Here is a 20061-nt window from a genome sequence, read left to right as displayed (position 1 = left end):
CTAGCCTCGGAAGGCCTGGTAGAGGTTCGGGCTTTTCTGCCAGTTGCACATGGCATCTTCCATGACCTGCATGCCAACACCCAGATGCTGCTCAAGGGCGGCCACGCGCGCCTCCAAGACGCGGGCGCCGGTATTGGAGTCGATCTGGCCGTCAAACAGCAGCCGCGCCCCCCGCTTCGGCCCAGTTGCCTCGTTCATGTATGTCGAGTCCGCGTCGATGTCGGCGAGCCCGACCTTGCTGAGCATGGTGAGATAGTCGAAGCGGCCCGTGCGGCCGAAGCGCAAGACCGCGCGCATCTGCTCATAGAGAACGTTGAAGGCGCGACGTGCATTCCCGTTCGCCTGCGCCTTGGCTTGAGCAACCATCGCCGCGTGTGAACCAAAGCCAGTGATCCAGTCGACATAGCTGCGGACTACGGCCCCCGTCCCCTTGTCGCCTGGCTTTAGCGACTCGTACTTGCGGTGGTTGCCGAACTTGCCGGTGAACGTGTCGTAGTGGTCCTCGACCCAGTCAGCATAGGCTTCGGGATCATTCTGGACTCGCGTCCAGGTCCATGGGGCAGCTTGAGAAGCGCCATAGAGCTCTGCGGCTAGTCGCCACTCGGTCCTAAGGTTGCGGCCGCAATGGGTCGCCAGGAATATCAGCCAGAAGGCCTCCTCCGTCTGCCCCGCAGCCACGGCTGCTCTGATGGGATCAAACGATGGGCTGCGCGGATCGGCCCGCGCAGCGCTGATTGGGCGGGCGCGGATGGTCTGCACGTACATCACCCGTTGAATGCTGTCGATTAGCTGCGCGACAAAGGCGAGCATGTTCTCGGGCGGCGTTACGCCCTGTAGCGGCATCTTGTGCTGGTGAAAGTCGAGAAGCTGGGCTTCCAGCTCAATCGACCGCTGTTCCTTTTCGTGCGCGTTCATGCCGCGGCCTTTGGTGCGTCGTTGCCGCTATCGAAGAGCGTGGCCTGGTCCTTGACCGAAGGCACCATCCCGTAGCGCTTGTTGATGTACATGGCGTAGACCTCGTCCGTCAGCCGCCGCTTCAGCCGTTTGATTTCGTTCTGGTTGCCCGTCGTCTTGCCTGCCTTGTAGATAGCCAGCAAGGTAGCTAGGTCGGCCCAGTAGGGCTCCATGGACTCCCTCGGGTCCACAGCACTTGCATCGCCATTCCGCACGGCCTCCTCAAAGACCAGCAACCTCCCAACGGAAGGCCATGGGTCGCCCTGTGGCATCGGCGGCATAGGCCTCCTGGGCTGCCACCCTTCGTCGAGATACCGAATGGCCTTCTTGTCGTCTCGCTCGTACAGATGCAGGCTTCCGACGGAATGCCGGTACTCCCCCAACTCGACGCCCAGCGAGCGCGCTACCAACTCCTGGATCATGGTAAACGCGAACACGTCGTGCGGTAGGCCGAGCCAGGCGTCGTTGGACCGCATGTACGTCAGCATCTGCAGCCGTCGGTCCCGTATGACGAACTGCATCGTGCAGGTGCAGGGGATGTCGCTGTGGTACTGGAGCGTGTCTCGACGGTCGAACAGCTGAATCACCGCCTGGCGCGAATCAGGCTTGCTCCGCAACGCCGAAATGACGCGCGCCAACTGGTCGTTCGGGCGCTTGCCGAACATCCTAGGACCGTACGCCCCGTGAATGGTCAGCTCATCGTCGGACGACTTCCTGTACTCCGAGATGTAGTGCTCGATGAAGTCCAGCGCGTTGCTGCCCGCCAGTATCCAGAGCAACTCGCCAAGGCAGCTAAACAGGATGCCGCGCGACTCGGTACGGCTGAGTCGCAGGCGTGGCGCCGACAGCTTGAGCAGGACGCCGTAGATTTCGCGAGCCGGGCCCTTCGTGGGTTCGATGCGCGTGCCGCGTGCCAGAAGCTGCCGATAAACCTTGCCCAGAAGGTCGTCCAGGGAGTCGGCGCGGACGTACATGTGCGCTGAAGCCCTATGCGAAAAGGGCAACCTGTGCGTCGCCTGGAGAACTTGCGACGGCTGGCGGGGGAACGAAAACCTGCTTGGCGATGCGCACGACCTCTCGAGGGCTGACGGGATGCGCTCCGCTGCGCAGAGCTTTCAGCCGCTGGTCGGCGTTGATGTCGTAGTGGGGGTGGCGCGCGCCGCGATGGAAGGCGCGGGCAGGTAGGCCAATGCGAGCTGCGAAGGCGTGAAGCTCGCCAAGGCTGTCCGCCGTCAAATGGCACCAGCCACGACCGTATTTAGGCACATCGGCATCGTCGACGTATACCAAATCACTCCCCCCAGGAAAAATGTAACACGGCTGTTGAGCGGCATGCGGAGGCCAGCATCGCGGGCCGCGCGTCGGCCCAAAAGAACGCCCCGGACATGCCGGGTCGGCAAAACCTCATCGTTGTCATCGCGCCGAAGCCCCTGCTCGGGGAGGAAAAGCAGGGAAGTCGGCGACGCCAGCTTTAACGCTGACTCTAGCAGGCGGTCTCGTAGCATCCGGTCCTAAACAGCTTGAGGGCGACACATGGCTTCTGCCTGGCAGAACTACCAAGAGCAGGCTGCGTCCTTCTTTCGGTCGCTGGGGATGGACGCACAAACTGACGTCACGGTGCAAGGCGCCAGAACGAAGCACGACATCGACGTGCTCGTGAAGTCGCGCCATGTGGGCTTCGAGGTGACCTGGATCGTCGAGTGCAAGTGCTGGCAGACTCCGGTGAACAAGCTACACGTACTCGCTCTTCGCGAGATAGTCTCCGACACCGGCGCTGATCGGGGCATCCTGCTGTCCGAGAGCTGCTTCCAGATCGGTGCGAAGGAGGCGGCAGCGCTCACCAACGTCCATCTGCAGTCTCTGGCTGAGTCTGAAGCCGCGGCGGGCGCCGAGGTCATCGCCATGCGGCTAGCAGAGCTGAATGACCGCGTGCAGAGGTGCAGGGTCATCTATTGGGAGCTTCCGAAGTCCCTGCGCATCCAGTACGGATTGCGCCCCTATGGCGGAGAGTTTGGATACTTGGGCGACGCCGTCATCAAGCTAGCAGAGAGCACCATCCTGAAGGCTTTCAGGGGCGCCTATCCCTTCGAAGCCGACTACATGTCGAGGGCAGCAGCATCGTGGGACTTTCCGGAGGAGCTGACCTCTCCTGAACACGTCGTCACGCATTTGGAGCCGCTGATTGCTGAGTTGGAGGGCAAGCTTGAAGCGTGTGTTGCAGCGCTGCCAGCTGACCATCCGCTGCAACTGGGTGCAGGCAAGGGTGCTGTAGCTAGTACGAGTTCAATTCACGTAAGTTGAAGGCTAGCCGGCACCCCAGGCCTGTGGTCACCCGACTGCTCAGGGTCGTACGCACCAGTTCGCCCGAGCCGCGACCGGTTGCTCGCTGTCAAGCTACAACCATCACCTAGTGAGTATCCCGTCCAAAAGGGTGAAGCAGTCGCGGACGCCGGCATCAGTCGAACGACCGCTGACCGCTGCCGCCGCCGTTCAGCCAGCGAGCAACGAATGACTCTGAACAGTCTGCAGCCGAAGTAGGTCTGCGCCGTTCCGATACTGTGCACTTCGAAAGCCCCTTCTGTCATGGCAATCACAATGCGGCGCGGGTCGAAAGCGACTGGCGGGCACTGCCTCACCGCGGCGAAGCGGCAGCCGTATCGGCGGGTCCGTCATCATCCGGGCGCCTTTGGGCTTCGCCATCCGTCGTCGGCCGCAGCAAGCCCCCGTGCAGGGGACCCCTAAACGAGCCGCCATGCTGACATTCAGGTCATGCTGCGCCAGCACTCAAGACAGCGAGCGCCTCGCGCCGTGACGTCGCGCTCGCATGCTGCCACAGCAGTACCAGTTCAGCAGTGCCGTCATCGTTGGCGTACAGAAATGCGACCGGGACCTTGAGCGCATCAGCCAGCCGACACGCGATCTCGTACCTCGGTACGTGTTTGCCGGTCTCGTACTGGCTGATACGTGCGCTTGCCGTGAACTCGTCGATCCCCGCGCGCACCGCCAACGCCTCCTGGGTGAGCGCAGCCAGCTCACGCGCCTGACGAAGTCGCAGACCGAACACTGACGACGGTGCTATCGCTGGTGAAGGCTTCGCGCTCGAGGAAGGCGGTCGGGGCACCTTCAGAGAGTCTTAGATTTCCACTTGCCTTTCTCTAAGAGTTCCTTAGACTTTCTCGCGAGAAGCCGAGTCGGCAGAAGCCAGCCCGACGCCGATGCAGCCCGACGGAGGTCAACCGTGTTCGATTCCGCTCCAGACAACTGCGCTGCCAGCAGTCGCCTGCTACTTTGCGCCCGCTACCTCGTCGTCTATGGCAGATCAGTTTCGTGGCGAACCTCGACCAGCGGGTCGGGTGATGGCTCCCAAGGGCTGTGGGCGGTAGGCGCTCTCGCGTCCGGCGAGACGGAGATCCTTGGCAACTGGGCAACCCAGGATGGAAGCCAGCCGACCTGGGCGCTGGCCGAAGAGGAACTCCGACGCCGTGGCGTAGAGAGGATCCGGATCCTGATCACCGACGACGCGGAGGCCGTGGCGGCAGACTTTCCTGGCAATCCAACCCTGGTCTACCGCTCGGCCTGTACACCGGTTTCCTTGGCGTCGCTTGAACTCACGGCTCGGCAACACAGGATCGCCGAGCGCACCACCTCGCTGGCCGACCGCATCAATGCAACGATCGTTCGGCGCCTGAGACGCATGGCGCCGCTCAACAGCGCGGCAGATGCCCTGGAGCTGGTGGCGCGTTCGTTGGCGCAGGCCAGTCGACGCATCGAAACATCCTCGAACATCTCCAGCGGCGCGCGGCACCGTCCTTCCGGCCTGGGGTCGCCGTGGGCGATCACGGGTCAACGCTGGGAGCTGCCTATCGCCGAGAGTGGCCCGGCCCGGTGAACTGGCGCCCCATCTTCGCCAAGGTCAAGGCGGCACTGATACGCCGAGGTCGCTCGGAACACGATGCCGAGGATCTGGTGCAGGAAGCCTGGGTCCGGCTGGCGCAGTACGAACAAGGGCAACCGGTGGTCCAGCCAGAAGCCTTCCTGATGCGCGCTGCGCTGAACCTGTCCATCGACACCCACCGCCAGAGCCTGAGCCGTGGCACCGAAGTCGTGCTCGAGGACGTGGTTCTCATTGACGCGACGCCCAGCGCCGAAGCGACCCTCCTGGCCCGCGAGCGCCTCGAGCGCCTGAGCATCGGCGTAGGGCGGCTGCCGGAGAGGACGCGCGCGTTCTTCCTGGCGCACCGCGTCGAAGGCAAGTCCTACACGGAGATCGCTCGCGAGCATGGTCTGTCGGTCAAGGCGGTGGAGCGGCACATCGCCAAGGCAACGCTGCGGCTGACGAGTTGGATGGAAGGCTGGTGAGCACGCCCCGTGAGCGGGCCAGATCCGCTGGCTCGCTCCGACCGGACACCGCCCGCACGCGCGCCCGGCGTGGCCAATTGCATCTCGATCGCGAAACCCCTCCTCTTTCCCGCGCCTCTCGCCGACACGTTCAGCGCTCATGACTCCAGCATGACCGACGCTCTGCCGCGTCCGTCATGTCGCCCTCCCCGCTCAAGGCGTTCGCCGCCACCGATCCCGGCTTCCCCGCCCTGCCGGTTGCAGACCTGCTGGCATCGGCCGACGACCTCCGCAGCCGCATCCGCCTGTGCTTCGGCCTGTCCCGTGATGCCTTCGACGCCGAGGTGCAGCCGCTGCTCCAGCGCTATTCCAGCTACGTCCACCTGCTGCCCGCCACCGCCGACAACTACTTCAGCACACCTGCCGGCCTGCTGAATCTCGGGCTGGAGGTGGCGTTCTACAGCCTGCAAGGCACCGACGCGCACATCTTCTCCGGACGGTCGACGATCTCGGTGCGCCGCCAGCTTGAACCCCGCTGGCGCCTGGCTACCTTCATCGGCGGCCTATGCTGCGAGTTGCACCGGGTGCTCAGCCACCTGATCGTGACCGACGAGGCGGGCGGCGAGTGGCCGCAGTTCCTCATCCCCCTGGGTGACTGGCTGGCATCACGCAGTGCCACTCGCTACTTCGTTCGCTGGCGGCCGAACGCCACCGAGTCGCGCGGCCTGGGCGTGTTCGTACTGCCCTTGGTCGTGCCGGAAGCCACGCTCCAGTACCTGGCGCAGGACAACAGCATCATCGTCCCGCACCTCCTGTCCAGCGTCAGCGGGCAGCCGGTCTACCGTGACCACAACGTCCTCGACGCGCTCGTACGTCGTTCGCTTGCGCTGGTGATCGACCGGAACCTGCAGGCCAACGCCGATCGCTACGGCGTGCCGCAGTTCGGCTCGCACCTCGAGCGCTACCTGGTCGACGCGATGCGCCGGCTGGCGTCCGGCAGTCCCAGCTGGTTCCCGAACCGGGAGAAGTCGCGCGCCTGGCTGGGGTCCGATGGGCTGTTCCTGCTGTGGCCGCAGGCGGCCCACGATGTCCAGGCACTCCTCGAAGCCGATCAGCTGGCCGGCATCCCGAAGGCGCCTGAGACGGTGCTCGATCTGCTTCTGGAGGCCGGGGTCTTCGCGCGGCAGCCGGACGGTGCCTCGACCTGGTTCGTCCTGCCGCCGGAGTTGAAGACCGCCGCGGAGGCTGTGAAGCTGGCATCGCCGGCGATCCTGCTGAACGGTGTCACGCCGCCGGCCGAGCCACTGGCCATCTCGTTGGTCTGCCCACCTGGCACCACGCGAACCACCCAGAAGCCGACAACGACTGCACCGGCGCCAGCCCCCGCACCGCCGCCCGGCACCCAGTTCTCATTGCTCGACGCCACCGAGGTGGCCACATCACCGGCAGCTCGCACATCCCCGCCGCCGCCGGTGTCACAGACCCCGGCACCGCCCCCTGCTGTCGTTGCCGACCTGGCAGCCCCTTCGCCGCCCCCTGCACCCTCCCCTCCGCCGGCCGCGGCGCCCACCTTCAAGCTGAACGCGCCCATGCGCCTGAATCCGGCCGTGCGCGATGCCCTCGCGGCCATCGTCGGCACCCTCAACGGGCCGGGCAGCGCAGCAGCCGCCGCACCCATCGCGGCCGGCCTGTTCGTGCCTTTGGCTGAACTGGAACGGCGTGGCGTGCAGCCCGCGCTGGCGGGTCGGGCGCTGGCCGATGTCGGCCTGCTGGTACATGCCGGACGGGATGGCCCGGCCACCGTCACGGCCGACTTCCGCGGCGAGCCGACCATCGGGCTGGTCGTTGCCCCAGCCTGCATCGATGGTTTCGACCCTGCCGCCTTCGAGCCGGCCGCGCACGAGGAGCCCTGACATGCTCATGCGCCGCTACGAGATGCCCTGGCGGCGCGCCTACGAGGTGTACGCCGCCGCCGTCTGGGCGCCCGCCCTGCTGTTCTTCGCAGTCACCGGCGGGCTGGGCCTGCTCCCGCGACAGCTCGCACTCCCGCTCGCCGCTTTCTGCCTGGCGATGGGCGTCCTGCGGCTGGCGCAGGGGTTTCACACGCTGGTGCTGCGTGCCTCGCTGTCCGGCCGCGGGATCCAGGTGCTGAGCACACGGGCCGTCGCCCGCTGGACGGCGAAGCCTGACGAGGTGTTCCTGGGCTTCGGCTTCGAGTGGCGGCCCGTCCACTCGCAGCGTCTCTACGAACTGGCCAAGGTCGACTACCGCGAGTTCGCCGTGTCGCCCCGCCTGCTGCGGGTGCTGGGCTACGACGCACGACCGCAACCCGATGCGGAGATCGGCCTGCCTTACGTCCATGGCGTCGAGCCGCGCGAGGTGCCCCTGCACCGGCCGCTGCAGAACTTCGAAGGCGGCACCTTGCTGGTGGGCACCACCCAATCCGGCAAAGGCGTGGCGCTGGCCAACCTGGTGACGCAGGCCGTGCGCCGCGGCGACGTGGTCATCGTCATCGACCCCAAGAACAGCCGCCGCCTGAAGCGTGTCACCCAGCGCGCCTGCGAGGACTGGCGCGAGCCCGACACCTTTCTCGAGTTCCACCCCGCCTTCCCTGAAGCCGGCGTGCGCCTGGACTTCACCTTCAACTGGCAGAAGCCCACCGAGATCGCCTCGCGCATCCAGTCGATCATGCCGCCGGACACGGCCGGCGCCTTCTCCGCCTTCGGCTGGGACGCCGTGAACGTGGTCGTGCAGGGCTTGGTCGAACTGGAGGAGCGGCCGAACCTGGTCAAGCTCACCAAGTACATCGAGGGCGGCATCGAGCCCGTGTTGGAAGCGACGCTGCGCCGCTTCTACGAGCGGCTTCTCGGCACCGGCTGGCGCGACCAGCCGGAGATGAAGAAGCTGCTGCACGATGCGCACCGCGGCAACATGAAGCGCCCGTCGGAGGCGGCCAGTGCGGACCTGCTGGCCCTGGTGGCCTTCTACGAACACCACGTCCCTCAGTCGCAGCGCAACAAGGTGCTCGACGCCCAGGTGCGCACCTTCCGCCACAACCGCGAGCACTACCAGAAGATCACCGCCAACCTGCTGCCGGTGCTCTCGATGCTGACCTCAGGCGATCTGGGCCGCAGCCTGTCGCCCGACCCCTTCGACGCTGGCGATGCCAGACCGATCATGAACTTCGAGAAGATCGAGCGCGCCGGCCATGTGCTGTACATGTGCCTCGACTCGCTGCCCGACCCGTCTGTCGCCACCGCCATCGGCGCACTGGCCCTGGCCGACTTGGCAGCGCGTGCGGGCATGCGCTACAACCTGGGCGGCTACCGGCGCATCTCGCTCTTCGTGGACGAGGTGTCGAACGTCATCAACCAGCCGCTGATCGAGATCCTGAACAAGGGCGCCGAGGGTGGCATCTTCACCACCTGCGCGATGCAGACGCTGGCCGACCTGGCCAAGCGTCTGGGCAGCGAAGACGCGGCGCGCATGGCGCTGGGCAACCTGAACAACCTGATCGCGCTGCGATCCAAGGACCGGCCGACGCAGGACTTCGTGGTCGAGACCTTCGGCAAGACCGCCATCCACTCGGTGCGCGTGGGCCTGAGCAGCGGCGCCGATGCACACCTGGGCGACTTCTCGTCGAGCTACTCGACGCAGCTCACCGAGAGCTTCGAGGAGATGGTGCCGGCCGACGTGCTGGGCAAGCTGCCCAACCTGCAGTACTTCGCCTCGGTGTCGGGCGGGCGGATCATCAAGGGGCGGTTTCCGATCCTCGACCCGGATGCGGACGAACCCAGAGCAACACGTGCGGCACCGCCCAAGCCGAACCGGACTACAGCCGCAATAGCGGGACATCCGTCGTGATCCGCATCGTCAGCATCGCCGCCCTGCTCTGCCTGCTGGTGCTGGTGCTCTACCTGCCATCGGCGCATCCGCCAGAGCGATTCCTGGCGCAGATTCGAAGCGAGCACCAGGCGATGGAAGAGATTTGGGGCGAGACGCCCGCGCTGCGTATCCTCGACCGAGCGCTGGGCCTACAGGGCGCGGCACGCGAATCAACACCCATTCCCCCGACCGCCGGCGAGTCGGCGGCCAGCGGCGTGGACGGCGCCGTGGCGCGGGAGATGGCTTCCGTCAACCAGCGGCTGTTCGGGAACAGCTACTTTCGTGCGATCGATGCACTCGTGCTGCTGGCCGCCTTCAGGCTGTCGGCGATGCTGGAGTGGCTGCCCTGGATGGCAGCGTTCGTTGCTGCAGCGATGGCGGACGGCGCGATCAGCAGAGTGGTCAAGTCCAAGGAGTTCCTTCACCACGATCCGGAGCGCTTCGCGTTGTATGCATCCATGGCGATTACGCTGAGCTGTGCTGCAGTCGTGGCGATGGTTGTCCCGGTGCACGTTCACCCGCTGGTCGGCCCCGCTGTCCTGGCCACGCTGGCGCTGTTGTCCGGACGCAGCTTCGCCCACTTCCACCGGCGGGCGTAGTCCCGCCGATCAGCCCAGCGCTACGGAGCCAACATGATCTGGCCACCGCGAATCGCAGCAGCCAGCGCCTGGTGCATGGAGCCATCCGGGAGCATCAGCGGCTCGCGCCAGACCAGCCTGAAAGCCTTGAGACCCACGCCGAACACGACGAAGCAGTCCTGGCCGTAGTGCTGCGCGGAACGGTAGGCGATCCCTTCGAACCCATCCGCCGCAGCCTCGGCCGCGATGTCCTGGGTCGCCGAGAAGCGCAGGGACTGAAGCACTGGCCAAGAGGAAGCGTGCGGCCGCAGATCAAGGAGCTGAATGGGGCGTGTCGTACGCACGCACAGCAACTGTCGGCCGGCAGCGACGCCGATCGACAGCGAAACGGCTTCTCGCCGCACCAGGGACTCGTAAAGCGCCGTCTCTGGGCTTTCCGCGAAGTAGCACGTCGCCGCATTGGCGATGGCAAACCGGCTGGACAAGTCGCCGATCGGCGCCATCTTCAAGGGCCCGATCGCCACCGCTCCCGGGCGAGATCGGGTGCGCTGTACCCGGTAGACCGTCTGCGATGCCGCAAGTGCGACCGGGGGCAGGTACTGAAGGTCGTGCAGTCTCATCGAAGGGAAGTCAGTTCCCCTCGTGCTCGGCGATCCTGATCACCTTGTCCATCTGCCCTTGCTCGATGGCCTGGCGTGGCGTGATGCCGTTCAAGCCGCCATGGGGCGACTCGAGGAACGACAGCAGAGCCCAGCCTTCCGCAGTGCCCAGCGCAGCGGACAGCTTCGGAAGCGCCGCCCAGACGGACGGCTCGAACTGCCAGCGCGGCATGCGGAACCCGCGCTTGGTCTGCGTCAGGCCGATGGCACGGCCCTTGGCGATCCAGGCGTTGATGGTCACGCGCGTGGTCTGCACGAGCTGCGCTGCTTCGTCGGTCGAGATCATGTCGGCGGCACCCAGCCGCTGCTGCCGCGCAGCAAGGCTGTTGGCGAGCAAGGAGCGAACCTCGGCAGCAGGCACGTAGCTCGGTGGCTGCAGGTTCGATGGACGGGTCTTCGCGGAAGCACGGGGGTTGGTTGTGGACGGGTGCTGAATGGTTTCCTTCATCTCCAGCCTTCCTGGGTCTGGTGGGCCCGTGAGGCCCAACGTTGCGCCTTACGGCGCATTCCGGCCGTTCACCTTCTGGGACACGAAGAAGGCCTTCGCGCGGCGCAGGGGTCGAACCGTCGACACCGACAGGGGCTGTGCCGACACCTCACGGGACCGCTTCGCGACGGCCTGCGTGGCGCAGACGACGTACTGTTGCCACTGCGCATAGCGGGTCTCGACAGCGACCACGGCGCGCCCGCACATCGCCTTGAAGGCGCCGATCATCGCGGCCGACAGCTTGTTCGGCAAAAAGTCGAACCGCTCGCCATCCCGCAGGATGATGCCGTTCACGGAACACCGATAGCTCTCGTAGACGCTGCGCGCGTCCTGATTCGCACCCACCCCGCTCATCGCGAGGATGTTCGGCGCCCCTTCACGGTCATCCCATACCAACATGACATCTCCTTGCTGCGCCAAGTCGCAGAGGCTCGGGCAGAATCGAACCGGACACTTTGTCTAGTTCGTTAAGTTGGATCATACCGATCACAAGACAAAGTCGCAACGACCTTGGCCGGCGCCTTGTGCAAGCACAGTTGCACTATTCGCCGCGCGCAGTTCGTCGGAGCGCTGCATGGGGAGCGTCTTGGCCGGAACAGCAGCGTACTGCGCGATTCCGGGGAATCAGGCAGGGCCGGTTCAGTCGTCACTGCCGCAGCAGGTCTTCCGCCATGCCATCCAACCGCGCCTTCACGCTGCGCCAGCCCGGCATGTGCCGGTCCAGCAGCCGGTAGAACCTGGCACTGTGGTCGTGGCTGGACAGGTGGCACAGCTCATGGAGCACGACGTAGTCGATGCAGTCCCGCGGTGCCTGCACCAAGGCCGGGTGCAAGGTGATGAGCCCGCGCGGTGAGCAACTGCCCCACTGCACACGCATCCACTGCAGGCGCATAGGCGGCGGCGTCTTCACCCAGCGGAGTCCAGCGGCGATGGTGTCCAGGCGTTCGCGCAGCACTTCGCTGGCCCTATGGCGAAGCCACACTGACATCACGGCTTGCACGTCCTGGGCAGCTCTGCGCTGGACGGTGACCTCCAGGAAGCCGCCGCGCAGCCGGCAGGACGCCGCTGCCGCGGGATCCACCGTGACGCGCAGCCGGTAGCGGCGCCCCAGGTAGTGCACGGTCTCACCGCTGGTGTAGTCGCGGTGGCGAACGTGCTCGAGCCTGGCCTTGGCCTTCGCCACATGCTGAGCGATCCAAGCGGCGCGCTTCTTTACGGCCTGCGCTACGCTGGCGTGCGTGGCGCCCACCGGCGCATCGACCAGGACACGCCCGCTGGCCTCCACATGGATGGCCACCCTGGAGGGCCGGCGCTGCGGCTGCAGCCTCAGCGCATAGGCAATGGTTTCCTCGCCATACCGAACGCTGAACCGGCCCGCCCTGGCGAGCTGATCGACAACCCCGTCGGTCATGGCGCCTTCCCGAGGCCCAGGCGCGTGATCTGCACGATCTGCTCGACAGCCTCCTTGGCCCGGTCCAGCCCGAGCTTGCCGAACAGCAGCGGCAGCAGGCCCTTGCGGATGGCCGCCTCAATGCTCTGCGGGCTGAGCGAGTTCTCGGCCACCGCCGTTCGCACGACCTCGTCGATCTCCAAGGCCTGCGCCACCAGGGTCTGGCGGGCCGTGTCGTCCATCGCCTCCACGGCGCCATCGCCCAGCACAAGGCGCAGAACGCCAAAGTAGGCCCGGGCGTGCGGCTTGTCCGCCAACAGGTCAGGCGTGCCGGGCGGCTGGCGCGACGTCACCTGCTCCTCGAAGTCCTTGAACAGAGCGTACTGCTTGAGCGGGTGGTCGAACATCGCCTCCGCTTCTGCGATCGCCTGGCGCAGCAGTTCACCGAACACCTTCTGTGCGTACGGGTCGTCGGCCAGCTCCTGCTCGATGGTCTTGCGCAACCGGGTGCGGATCAGGTCGGTCTCGTTGCGCGTCTTCTCCTCCGACCAGTCCTTCGGGTCCTCGGCCTGGCCCAGCTGGTGCACCAGGTACACCCCCTCGGGTTCGCGAACTTCCTTGCCGATCACCTGCTTGTCGACCAGCTTTCGGATCTGCTCTTCGTAGGCGCTGTAGTCCACCACTTCCATCGCGTCACGACGTGCCGTCATGCGCAGCTCGGTGAAGAAGCGCAGGTCGGCCTTGTAGCGCGCGATCTGCGATTCAGAGAAGCTCTTGTCCTCGAAGAAGCTCCGGCTCGACAGCGCCGTCTGTAGGCACAGGCCGAAAGCCGTCACCGCGGCGTAGAAGTCGTCGCGCAGCTTCTGCCGCTCGTCGTACTCCTCACCGTCGGGCGCTTTCACGAACCTAGGCGTCAGCACCTGTCGGAACTGTTCCCGGTCCAGCTTGTTGGCCACGCCCTTGAAGAACGACCACATGCGGTCGTGCAGCCCCGGCAGGCGCTTGTACTCGGTGTCGACGTTGCGGTAGAGACCCTCGATGTCGGCCACGTCGAAGCCGCCCTGGGTGCGGGTCTCCAGATCCTGGTAGGCGCGGATCGCCGTGTCCAGCTCTTTCAGGATTCCGCGGTAGTCCACCAGCACGCCATAGCGCTTGTCGTCGTGCAGCCGGTTCACGCGGGCTACCGCCTGGATCAGGTTGTGTCCCTTCAGCGGCTTGTCGATGTACAGCACCGTGTTGCGGGGCTCGTCGAAGCCCGTGAGCAGCTTGTCCACCACGATCAGCAGGTCAGGCCCGTCGTCGGTGCCGAAGTCAGCCACCACCTGCTTCTCGTAGGTCTCGGCGTCCAGGCCATGGGACAGCACGGTCTGCTTCCACCACTTCTGCACTTCGGGCAGCTTCTCCTCATCCACCTCGGCGTTGCCCTCACGCGTGTCGGGCGGTGAGATGACGATGGCGCTGCTGACGAGGCCGGTGTCGTCGAGCGCCTGCTTGTAGCGGATGGCGTCGAGCTTGCTGTCGGTGGCCACCTGCCCCTTCAGGCCCAGGTCCAGCTTCTTGATGTTCTCGCTGAAGTGGGTCGCGATGTCCCATGCGATCAGCTCGATACGGCCCGCCGCGCCGTAGATGGCGCCCTTCTTCGCAAACTTCTTCTTCAGGTCACCACGCTGCGCGTCGCTCAGGCCCGCCGTGATCTTGTCGAACCAGCGGTTGACGGCTTCTTCGTTGATTGTCAGCTCGGGCACGCGCTCTTCGTACAGCAGCGGCGCCACCGTTTCGTCTTCCACGGCCCGCTGCATGGTGTAGGCATGCACGATGGGGCCGAACTTGTTGGACGTCTTCTCGTCCTTCAGCAGCGGCGTGCCGGTGAAGGCGATGTAGGCCGCACGCGGCAGCGCCTTCTTCATGCGCTCATGCGTCTCGCCGCCGTGGCTGCGGTGGCCTTCGTCCACCAGCACGATCAGGTTGGGCGAGGGGTTGCGGCACTCCGGCAGCTTGGACGCCGAGTTGAACTTGTGCACCAGCGTGAAGGTGATGCGCTCCGTGCCGCCGCCAATGCGGCGCGCCAGGTCGCGGCCGGTCATCGCGCGGCTCTTCTCGCCATCCTTCAGTGAAGCGATGGCCGACCCGAAGGCGCCGCCCGAGATGAAGTTGCGCGAGAGTTGCCCTTCCAAGTCCACCCGGTCGGTCACCACCACCACGCGGCACTCGGCCAGCGCGTCCACCAGCAGCAGCGCCTTGGTGAGGAACACCATCGTGAAGCTCTTGCCCGAGCCCGTGGTGTGCCACACCACGCCGCCCTCGCGCCCGCCATCAGGCCGCAGTTGCTGGATGCGCGCCAGGAGCGCCCGGATGCCGAAGAACTGCTGGTAGCGGGCCACGATCTTGCCGACCTTGCGGTCGAACAGCACGTAGCTGCGCAGGAACTCCAGCAGCCGGCCCGGCGTGAGCAAGCTGACCAGCAGGCGGTCTTGGTCGGTGGGCTCCATGGGTTGCGCCCACAGCGCATCGAAGTAGCTGGTGAGGGCGGCAGGCTTGCCCTCGAACAGCCGGGTGCGCACTGCCGCGGGCAGCGTGGCGTTCTTGACTGATGCGTGGTGTGCCGCGTCGAACTCCTCCTCGCGCCAGCGGGCCCAGAACTTCGCGGCGGTGCCGGTGGTGCCATAGCGCCCCTCGGTCTGGCTCACGGCCAGCAGCAGCTGGGCGTAGCCGAAGAGCTGCGGAATCTCGTCGGGCCGCTGGTTGCGCAGGTGCTGGCTGACGCCTTCGGTCACCATCGACTTGCCGACGGGCGTGGACTCCGGGCGCTTGGCTTCGATCACCACCAGCGGCAGCCCATTGACGAAGCACACCACGTCCGGCGTGCGGTGATGCGTACCCTGGGCGGAGAGCACCTCCATCTCTTCGGTCACGTCCCATCGGTTGGCGGCCGGTTCGGCCCAGTCGATGACGGGAATCGTCGGCTGGTGCTTCTTGCCGTCGGGCATGAACTCGGTGACCGTGATGCCCAGCGCCAGCTTGCCGTACAGCCGCTCGTTGGCCGGCAGCAGGCCTTCGGCCAGGCTCAGCGCGGACAACTCGCGCACGATCTGTTCGATGCCGCTGCTGGACAGCGGGTACGACTGGCCCTTGTACTCGTAGCGGCGGGTCTGCAGCACCTCAACGAGCCGGGACCGAAGCAGCACTTCGCGGGTGCTGCCGCGCATCGCCAGGGCCTGCGCCGTCGTCAGGAAATTCCAGCCGAGGTTGCACAGTAGATGCAACGCCGGCAGATGCGCGGCGTGCAGCTCCTTCGAGCTGGGCGCGGTGGCTGTCATGGCGTGCACTCCGTCGGCTGAACGCGGACCCGACGCCTGCCTGTGAGTACCTCGGCCATGATCGCTCGCTTCTCTACGCGCAGCTTCTCCAACTGTGCGGCGATCGATCGCTCCTCTTCTTCGGCGGTATTCAGCACCGAGGCCAATTGACGCTGGGTGTGTACATCGGGCACCTTCAGCTGAAGACCGAAGAAGTCGTCGATGCCCACGTTGAGCAGCCCGTGATTGCGTGCGCCTTCTTGCGCAATTCCGGCGATCTCCTGCTCGAGCATGCCGGCCTCAAAGTAGTGCCGAAAGAAGTCCGGGTCGGCATCGACACCGTCCCGGAACTTGAAGCAAAGGTAGAGGCTTGACACAACACCCGCCTCGTAAGCCAGCAGCGGTTTGATTGCACCAAAGGGGTAACCGGTGGAGTAGCTCTTGTTATAGGCAAACTCGCCACGCCTCAGCAGCGTGTAGCCGCTCAGATCGCGACTGGCGACACTCTTGCTGAAGAATTCCCGCTGGCTGATGAGCCCCTGCTGTGCAGAGATGGTCAGCACGTTGTCGTTTCCCTCTGCGTTCTTGCGAGCGACACGTTCGAAGACGCTGCTTAACTTGACGGTGCGATGAGAACTCGCGTCAGGTCGACCACCCGCCTGACCGCGCAGGAGGACGGACATCAGATCCTCCTTCTGCCTGCGGCTATTGGCCAGCAGCCGCTCGGTAGCTTCGATGGCGCTATCCCAAGTTTCGAGCAGTCTCACAATGGATCGCTGCTCAGCAAGCGGCGGCAGTGCGAGTTCAAGTTGCTCAAGACCAGCCTTCGTCAGCTTGTACCTTCCAACGCCCTGGCGCGTCAGCACGGGTGTCAGGTCGCGGTGCATGAAGCAGTAGTAGAACCACTTTGCAAGACACTGCTCCGAGTCAGCGATAACGTGGGCGTGATTGTTGACGTTCGCCTTGCCCTCGAAGAACAATGTCATCGGCCGCGAGCCGTGCTTTAGGAAGTGATCACCGTCTTCCCCAATCAAGGCAAACGGCATATCGATTCGGAAGTGATCGATCGAGTCGAGCTGTCCCGTTGGACCAAAGTACGGATACGGCCCCTTCATGCTGCCGCGGTCTTTGGCACTTAGCGGCATACGCAGGTTGTTCCGGATCGCGCAGCTGGAGCCAACGGTTGATCGCTTCCATCCGTCAGGCAGCATCGCCTGCCCCCTTCTTCGTTTTTCGCCCGCGCTGTCCCCCAATCGCAGTTGGCACGGCGGCAGCAGGGCCACTTCCGGCCACCAGCCGATCAAAGTCCGACTGGAACAGCCGATCCTGCACGATGCGGTACTTCTCGAACTCGCTCTCGGCGTGGGCCCGAGCAATCTCGGCCGTGACCTTGCCCGCGTCCTGCAGCACCTCCCGCTCCGTCGCAGTGATGAAGCGATTCAGCCTCGTCTCCCAGTCCTGCATGGTCATCGGGATCTGGCGCAGGGCCATGTCTTCGGCGAGATCCAGGTACGCCGACACCAGGCGCTGCAGTTGCGCCATCTCGCTTTCGGTCAGGTAGTTCTTGGCCACAACCACGTCGAACTTCTGGATCTTGCCCAGCGGCGCGTCTTTCCACGAGGTCAGCCCCATGTGGTCCCTGCTCGCATCGGCGCGGCTGACGATGACCTCAGCCGCCGTCTGCCTATGGATGGCCCAGTGCAGCTTGTTCTGCACCGTGGCGAAGAAGCGTTGCGTGGCCTGGGCCTGGCTGTCGTAGTCGATCGCCGTGGCGTACAGGTCGGTGATCTTCTGATAGAACTTGCGCTCCGAAAGGCGGATCTCCCGGATGCGCTGCAGTTGCTCTTCGAAGTACTGCTTGCCCAGGATCGAGCCGTCGTTCTTCAACCGCTCGTCGTCCATTGCGAAGCCCTTGATGGTGAAGGACTCGACGATGGCGCTGGCCCATTTGCGGAACTGCACCGCGCGCTCGGAATTGACCTTGTAGCCCACCGCGATGATGGCGCTCAGGTTGTAGTGCTTCGTGTCGTAGCGCTTGCCGTCCGCCGCAGTTATTAGAAAACTTCTAACAACTGCCTCCTGGGTCAGCTCCCGGTCGGCAAACACCTTCTTCAGGTGGTAGTTGACGGTGGGAATCTCCACGTCGTAGAGCTGCGCCATCATCTTCTGGGTCAGCCAGACGTTCTCGTCGGCGTAGATGGCCTCCACGCCGCCCTGGCCGGCTGCTGCCACGAAGGTCAGGTACTCGGCCGCTGACGAGCGAGTGAGGCTACGGCCGGGGGTCGATGTCTTGCGGCCGGGCTTGCCGGCGCCGCCCGCCCTTTCACTCATAGCCCAGCTCCTTCAGGTACGCGTCCATCTGCGCCTCCAGCCGTGCCAGCTCGGCCTTCAACTGCTCGCGCTCGCGGCGCACGGCCATCAGGTCGATCTCGGCTTCTTCCTCGAAGGTGTCGACGTAGCGCGGGATGTTCAGGTTGAAGTCGTTCTCGGCGATCTCCGCCGGCGTGGCCAGGTGGGCATAGCGCGCCACGGGCTGGCGGGCGGCGGCGGTGTCCAGGATGCGCTGCAGGTCGGCCTCGCGCAGCACGTTCTGGTTCTTGCCGGCCTCGAAGTCCCGGCTGGCGTCGATGAAGAGCACCTTGTCGTCGGCCTTGTGCTTGCGCAGCACCAGCACTGCGGCCGGGATGCCGGTGCCGTAGAACAGTTTCTCGGGAAGGCCGATCACCACGTCCAGCAGGTTCTCCTCGATCAGCTTCTGGCGGATGCGCCCCTCGGCCGCGCCGCGGAACAGCACGCCATGCGGCACCACCACGGCCATGCGGCCGGAGCCGGGCTTCATGGTCTCGACCATGTGCAGGATGAAGGCGTAGTCGCCCTTGGTACGCGGCGGCAGGCCGCGGCGGAAGCGGCTGAACTTGTCGGCCTCGGCCCCTTCGAAGCCCCACTTCTCCAGGCTGAAGGGCGGGTTGGCCACGACGATGTCGAAGTGCTTCAGCGTGGTGCTACTGGCCCCTGCGTCCAGCAGCTTCGGGTTGCGGATGGTGTCACCCCACTCGATGCGGTGGTTGTCCTCGCCGTGCAGGAACATGTTCATCTTGGCCAGCGCCCATGTGCTGCCGATGGCCTCCTGCCCGTACAGCGCGTACTTGCGCGCGCCGGTGCGCTGGCGGATGAGCCGGCCGCACTTCATCAGCAGCGAGCCCGAGCCGCAGGTGGGGTCGCAGATCTCGTCGCCCGGCTGCGGGTCCATCAGGCGCGCCATCAACGTGGACACCTCGGGCGGCGTGTAGAACTCGCCCGCCTTCTTGCCGCTGGTGGAGGCGAAGTTCTTGATCAAGAACTCATAGGCGTTGCCGATCACGTCGAGCTGGCCGACGCGGCTCTCGCGGAGGTTCAGCTCGGGCTTGGCGAAGTCTTCCAGCAGGTGGCGCAGGATGTCGTTCTTCTGCTGCTCGTCGCCCAGCTTGTTGCTGTTGAAGCTGATGTCCTGGAACACATCACGCAGCTTGCCCAGGTTGGCCTCTTCGATGGCGTGCAGTGCCTTGTCGATGCGCTCGCCGTTGCCGGGCGTGTGCCGCAGCGCGTGCAGCGCGTAGAAGCTGGCGCTGGCCGGCAACACGAAGCGCTCGTTCTTCAGCATCTCGGCGATCAGCTCGGGGTGGTCTCCGTACTGGGCCTTGTAGTGGTCGTAGTGGTCCTGCCAGACGTCGGAGACGTACTTGAGGAACAGCATCGTCAGGACGTAGTCCTTGTAGATGCTCGGGTCCACGGTGCCGCGGAAGGTGTCGCAGGCGGCCCAGACGGCGGCGTTGATGTCGTCCTGGCTCACGGCGGCCTGGGGTGTTGCGAGGTCGTTCATGCGGTGTCCTGCGGTCAATGTGAGCCGGCTTCGGCACCCAGGTCTTCGGCGATGGCCTGGAGCTGCTGTTCGCGGTTGTGGATGAGGCGCTGCAGCGCTAGCCGCTCCTGCACCGCCAGGCCGGCCAGCGCGACGATGCGGCGCTGCTCGGCGATAGGGGGAAGGGCTACGACCAACTGCTCGAGCACTGCGCGGCGGATGCTGAGCAGACTGCTGCCCTCGGCGGCCTGCAACAACTGACGCTGGCACGGCATCTGGTTGATCTGCCAAGCCAGGAACTCCGGGTCGAGCGCGGCCTCGCGCCTGACCCGGAGGTGGAAGAAGGCCGGCACGCACACGGCGTTGGGCAAGGCAGCGGCGACACAGGCCGCATAGAACCGGGCGCCCTTGGCGGCGAAGAGGATGTCGCCATCAATGATCCAGTCCGGCTGCTTGCGGCCGGCCAGCCGTGTGCGTATGACGCCTGACCATTCGACGCCCAGGTCGGGGCTGACGTCCTTCATCTGGATCACATGCACATCGCCATCGGGCACCTCTTCTACCGTCGTGCGAAAGGGGTAGCCCGCCTGGAGTTGGGTCACGTCGGCAAGCACAGTTCTGAGTACATCTAACGGC

Annotated in this window: 19 protein-coding genes; 6 read left to right on the top strand and 13 right to left on the bottom strand. The window is 65.3% G+C overall.

All coding sequences use genetic code 11. The features are described from left to right. The 3 genes from ENE75_RS23545 to ENE75_RS23535 are packed head-to-tail and all read right to left on the bottom strand — an operon-like array spanning position 1 to position 2244. On the bottom strand, positions 1–915 hold the full coding sequence (locus ENE75_RS23545; protein ID WP_128201309.1) for an alpha-glutamyl/putrescinyl thymine pyrophosphorylase clade 3 protein: 915 nt from the start codon (positions 913–915) through the stop codon (positions 1–3). Further along, entirely contained in the window at positions 912–1928 is a 1017-nt protein-coding gene (locus ENE75_RS23540) for a thymidylate synthase (protein ID WP_128201307.1), read from the bottom strand. Before ENE75_RS23540 ends, ENE75_RS23545 begins: the two co-directional genes overlap by 4 nt. 13 nt (positions 1929–1941) lie before the next feature. Next, positions 1942–2244: a DUF4031 domain-containing protein gene (locus ENE75_RS23535; RefSeq protein WP_128201305.1), complete on the bottom strand. Its 303-nt coding sequence runs from the start codon at positions 2242–2244 to the stop codon at positions 1942–1944. A gap of 243 nt (positions 2245–2487) precedes the next feature. On the opposite strand from ENE75_RS23535, the gene ENE75_RS23530 reads away from it, so the two are divergent. Next, positions 2488–3255 carry a restriction endonuclease gene (locus tag ENE75_RS23530; RefSeq protein ID WP_128201303.1) on the top strand — a complete coding sequence of 256 codons (768 nt, stop codon included), beginning with the start codon at positions 2488–2490 and terminating at the stop codon, positions 3253–3255. Positions 3256–3721: 466 nt separating this feature from the next. Here the strand turns inward: ENE75_RS23530 and ENE75_RS23525 are convergent, their stop codons facing one another. Continuing rightward, positions 3722–4018, bottom strand: coding sequence for a helix-turn-helix transcriptional regulator (locus ENE75_RS23525; protein ID WP_233259245.1), 297 nt, complete (start codon positions 4016–4018; stop codon positions 3722–3724). Positions 4019–4192: 174 nt separating this feature from the next. Here ENE75_RS23525 and ENE75_RS23520 point away from each other — a divergent pair, with 174 nt between their 5' ends. The 5 genes from ENE75_RS23520 (at position 4193) to ENE75_RS23500 (ending at position 9776) form a co-directional block, all read left to right on the top strand. Beyond that, positions 4193–4843, top strand: coding sequence for a transposase (locus tag ENE75_RS23520; RefSeq protein ID WP_158289073.1), 651 nt, complete (start codon positions 4193–4195; stop codon positions 4841–4843). Then, on the top strand, positions 4840–5313 hold the full coding sequence (locus ENE75_RS23515) for an RNA polymerase sigma factor (protein ID WP_128201299.1): 474 nt from the start codon (positions 4840–4842) through the stop codon (positions 5311–5313). Before ENE75_RS23520 ends, ENE75_RS23515 begins: the two co-directional genes overlap by 4 nt. Before the next feature lie 176 nt (positions 5314–5489). Beyond that, positions 5490–7205, top strand: coding sequence for a MobH family relaxase (gene mobH, locus ENE75_RS23510; protein ID WP_128201297.1), 1716 nt, complete (start codon positions 5490–5492; stop codon positions 7203–7205). Position 7206: 1 nt separating this feature from the next. Continuing rightward, the gene (traD, locus tag ENE75_RS23505) at positions 7207–9156 is read left to right on the top strand and encodes a conjugative transfer system coupling protein TraD (RefSeq protein WP_128201295.1); all 1950 of its coding nucleotides are present in this window, start codon (positions 7207–7209) and stop codon (positions 9154–9156) included. After that, on the top strand, positions 9153–9776 hold the full coding sequence (locus ENE75_RS23500; RefSeq protein ID WP_128201293.1) for an IncC plasmid conjugative DNA transfer DtrJ family protein: 624 nt from the start codon (positions 9153–9155) through the stop codon (positions 9774–9776). The genes traD and ENE75_RS23500 overlap by 4 nt, the downstream gene beginning before the upstream one ends. 20 nt (positions 9777–9796) lie before the next feature. Here the strand turns inward: ENE75_RS23500 and ENE75_RS23495 are convergent, their stop codons facing one another. The 9 genes from ENE75_RS23495 to ENE75_RS23455 form a co-directional block, all read right to left on the bottom strand. Continuing rightward, the gene (locus ENE75_RS23495; RefSeq protein ID WP_128201291.1) at positions 9797–10375 is read right to left on the bottom strand and encodes an RES family NAD+ phosphorylase; all 579 of its coding nucleotides are present in this window, start codon (positions 10373–10375) and stop codon (positions 9797–9799) included. 10 nt (positions 10376–10385) lie between these two features. Then, entirely contained in the window at positions 10386–10901 is a 516-nt protein-coding gene (locus ENE75_RS23490) for a hypothetical protein (RefSeq protein WP_199232403.1), read from the bottom strand. A 9-nt stretch (positions 10902–10910) separates the two neighbouring features. After that, entirely contained in the window at positions 10911–11300 is a 390-nt protein-coding gene (locus tag ENE75_RS23485; protein WP_128201289.1) for a hypothetical protein, read from the bottom strand. Positions 11301–11547: 247 nt separating this feature from the next. Continuing rightward, positions 11548–12312: a M48 family metallopeptidase gene (locus ENE75_RS23480; protein WP_128201287.1), complete on the bottom strand. Its 765-nt coding sequence runs from the start codon at positions 12310–12312 to the stop codon at positions 11548–11550. Continuing rightward, positions 12309–15608, bottom strand: a complete 3300-nt coding sequence (locus ENE75_RS23475) for a type I restriction endonuclease subunit R (protein ID WP_128201285.1) — start codon at positions 15606–15608, stop codon at positions 12309–12311. Before ENE75_RS23475 ends, ENE75_RS23480 begins: the two co-directional genes overlap by 4 nt. After that, positions 15605–16870, bottom strand: coding sequence for a restriction endonuclease subunit S (locus ENE75_RS23470; RefSeq protein WP_128201283.1), 1266 nt, complete (start codon positions 16868–16870; stop codon positions 15605–15607). Before ENE75_RS23470 ends, ENE75_RS23475 begins: the two co-directional genes overlap by 4 nt. Beyond that, a complete protein-coding gene (locus tag ENE75_RS23465; RefSeq protein ID WP_233259244.1) occupies positions 16788–17795 on the bottom strand; it encodes a virulence RhuM family protein in 1008 nt (335 codons plus the stop codon). Before ENE75_RS23465 ends, ENE75_RS23470 begins: the two co-directional genes overlap by 83 nt. 115 nt (positions 17796–17910) lie before the next feature. Beyond that, complete coding sequence (locus ENE75_RS23460) at positions 17911–19446, bottom strand: type I restriction-modification system subunit M (protein WP_128201280.1); 1536 nt, start codon at positions 19444–19446, stop codon at positions 17911–17913. Positions 19447–19460: 14 nt separating this feature from the next. After that, positions 19461–20039: a restriction endonuclease subunit S gene (locus tag ENE75_RS23455; protein ID WP_233259243.1), complete on the bottom strand. Its 579-nt coding sequence runs from the start codon at positions 20037–20039 to the stop codon at positions 19461–19463. Positions 20040–20061 lie beyond the last annotated feature (22 nt).

The sequence above is a fragment of the Rubrivivax albus genome (assembly GCF_004016515.1).
Lineage (GTDB): Bacteria > Pseudomonadota > Gammaproteobacteria > Burkholderiales > Burkholderiaceae_C > Rubrivivax > Rubrivivax albus.
This window is presented reverse-complemented; position numbering and strand designations above follow the sequence as displayed.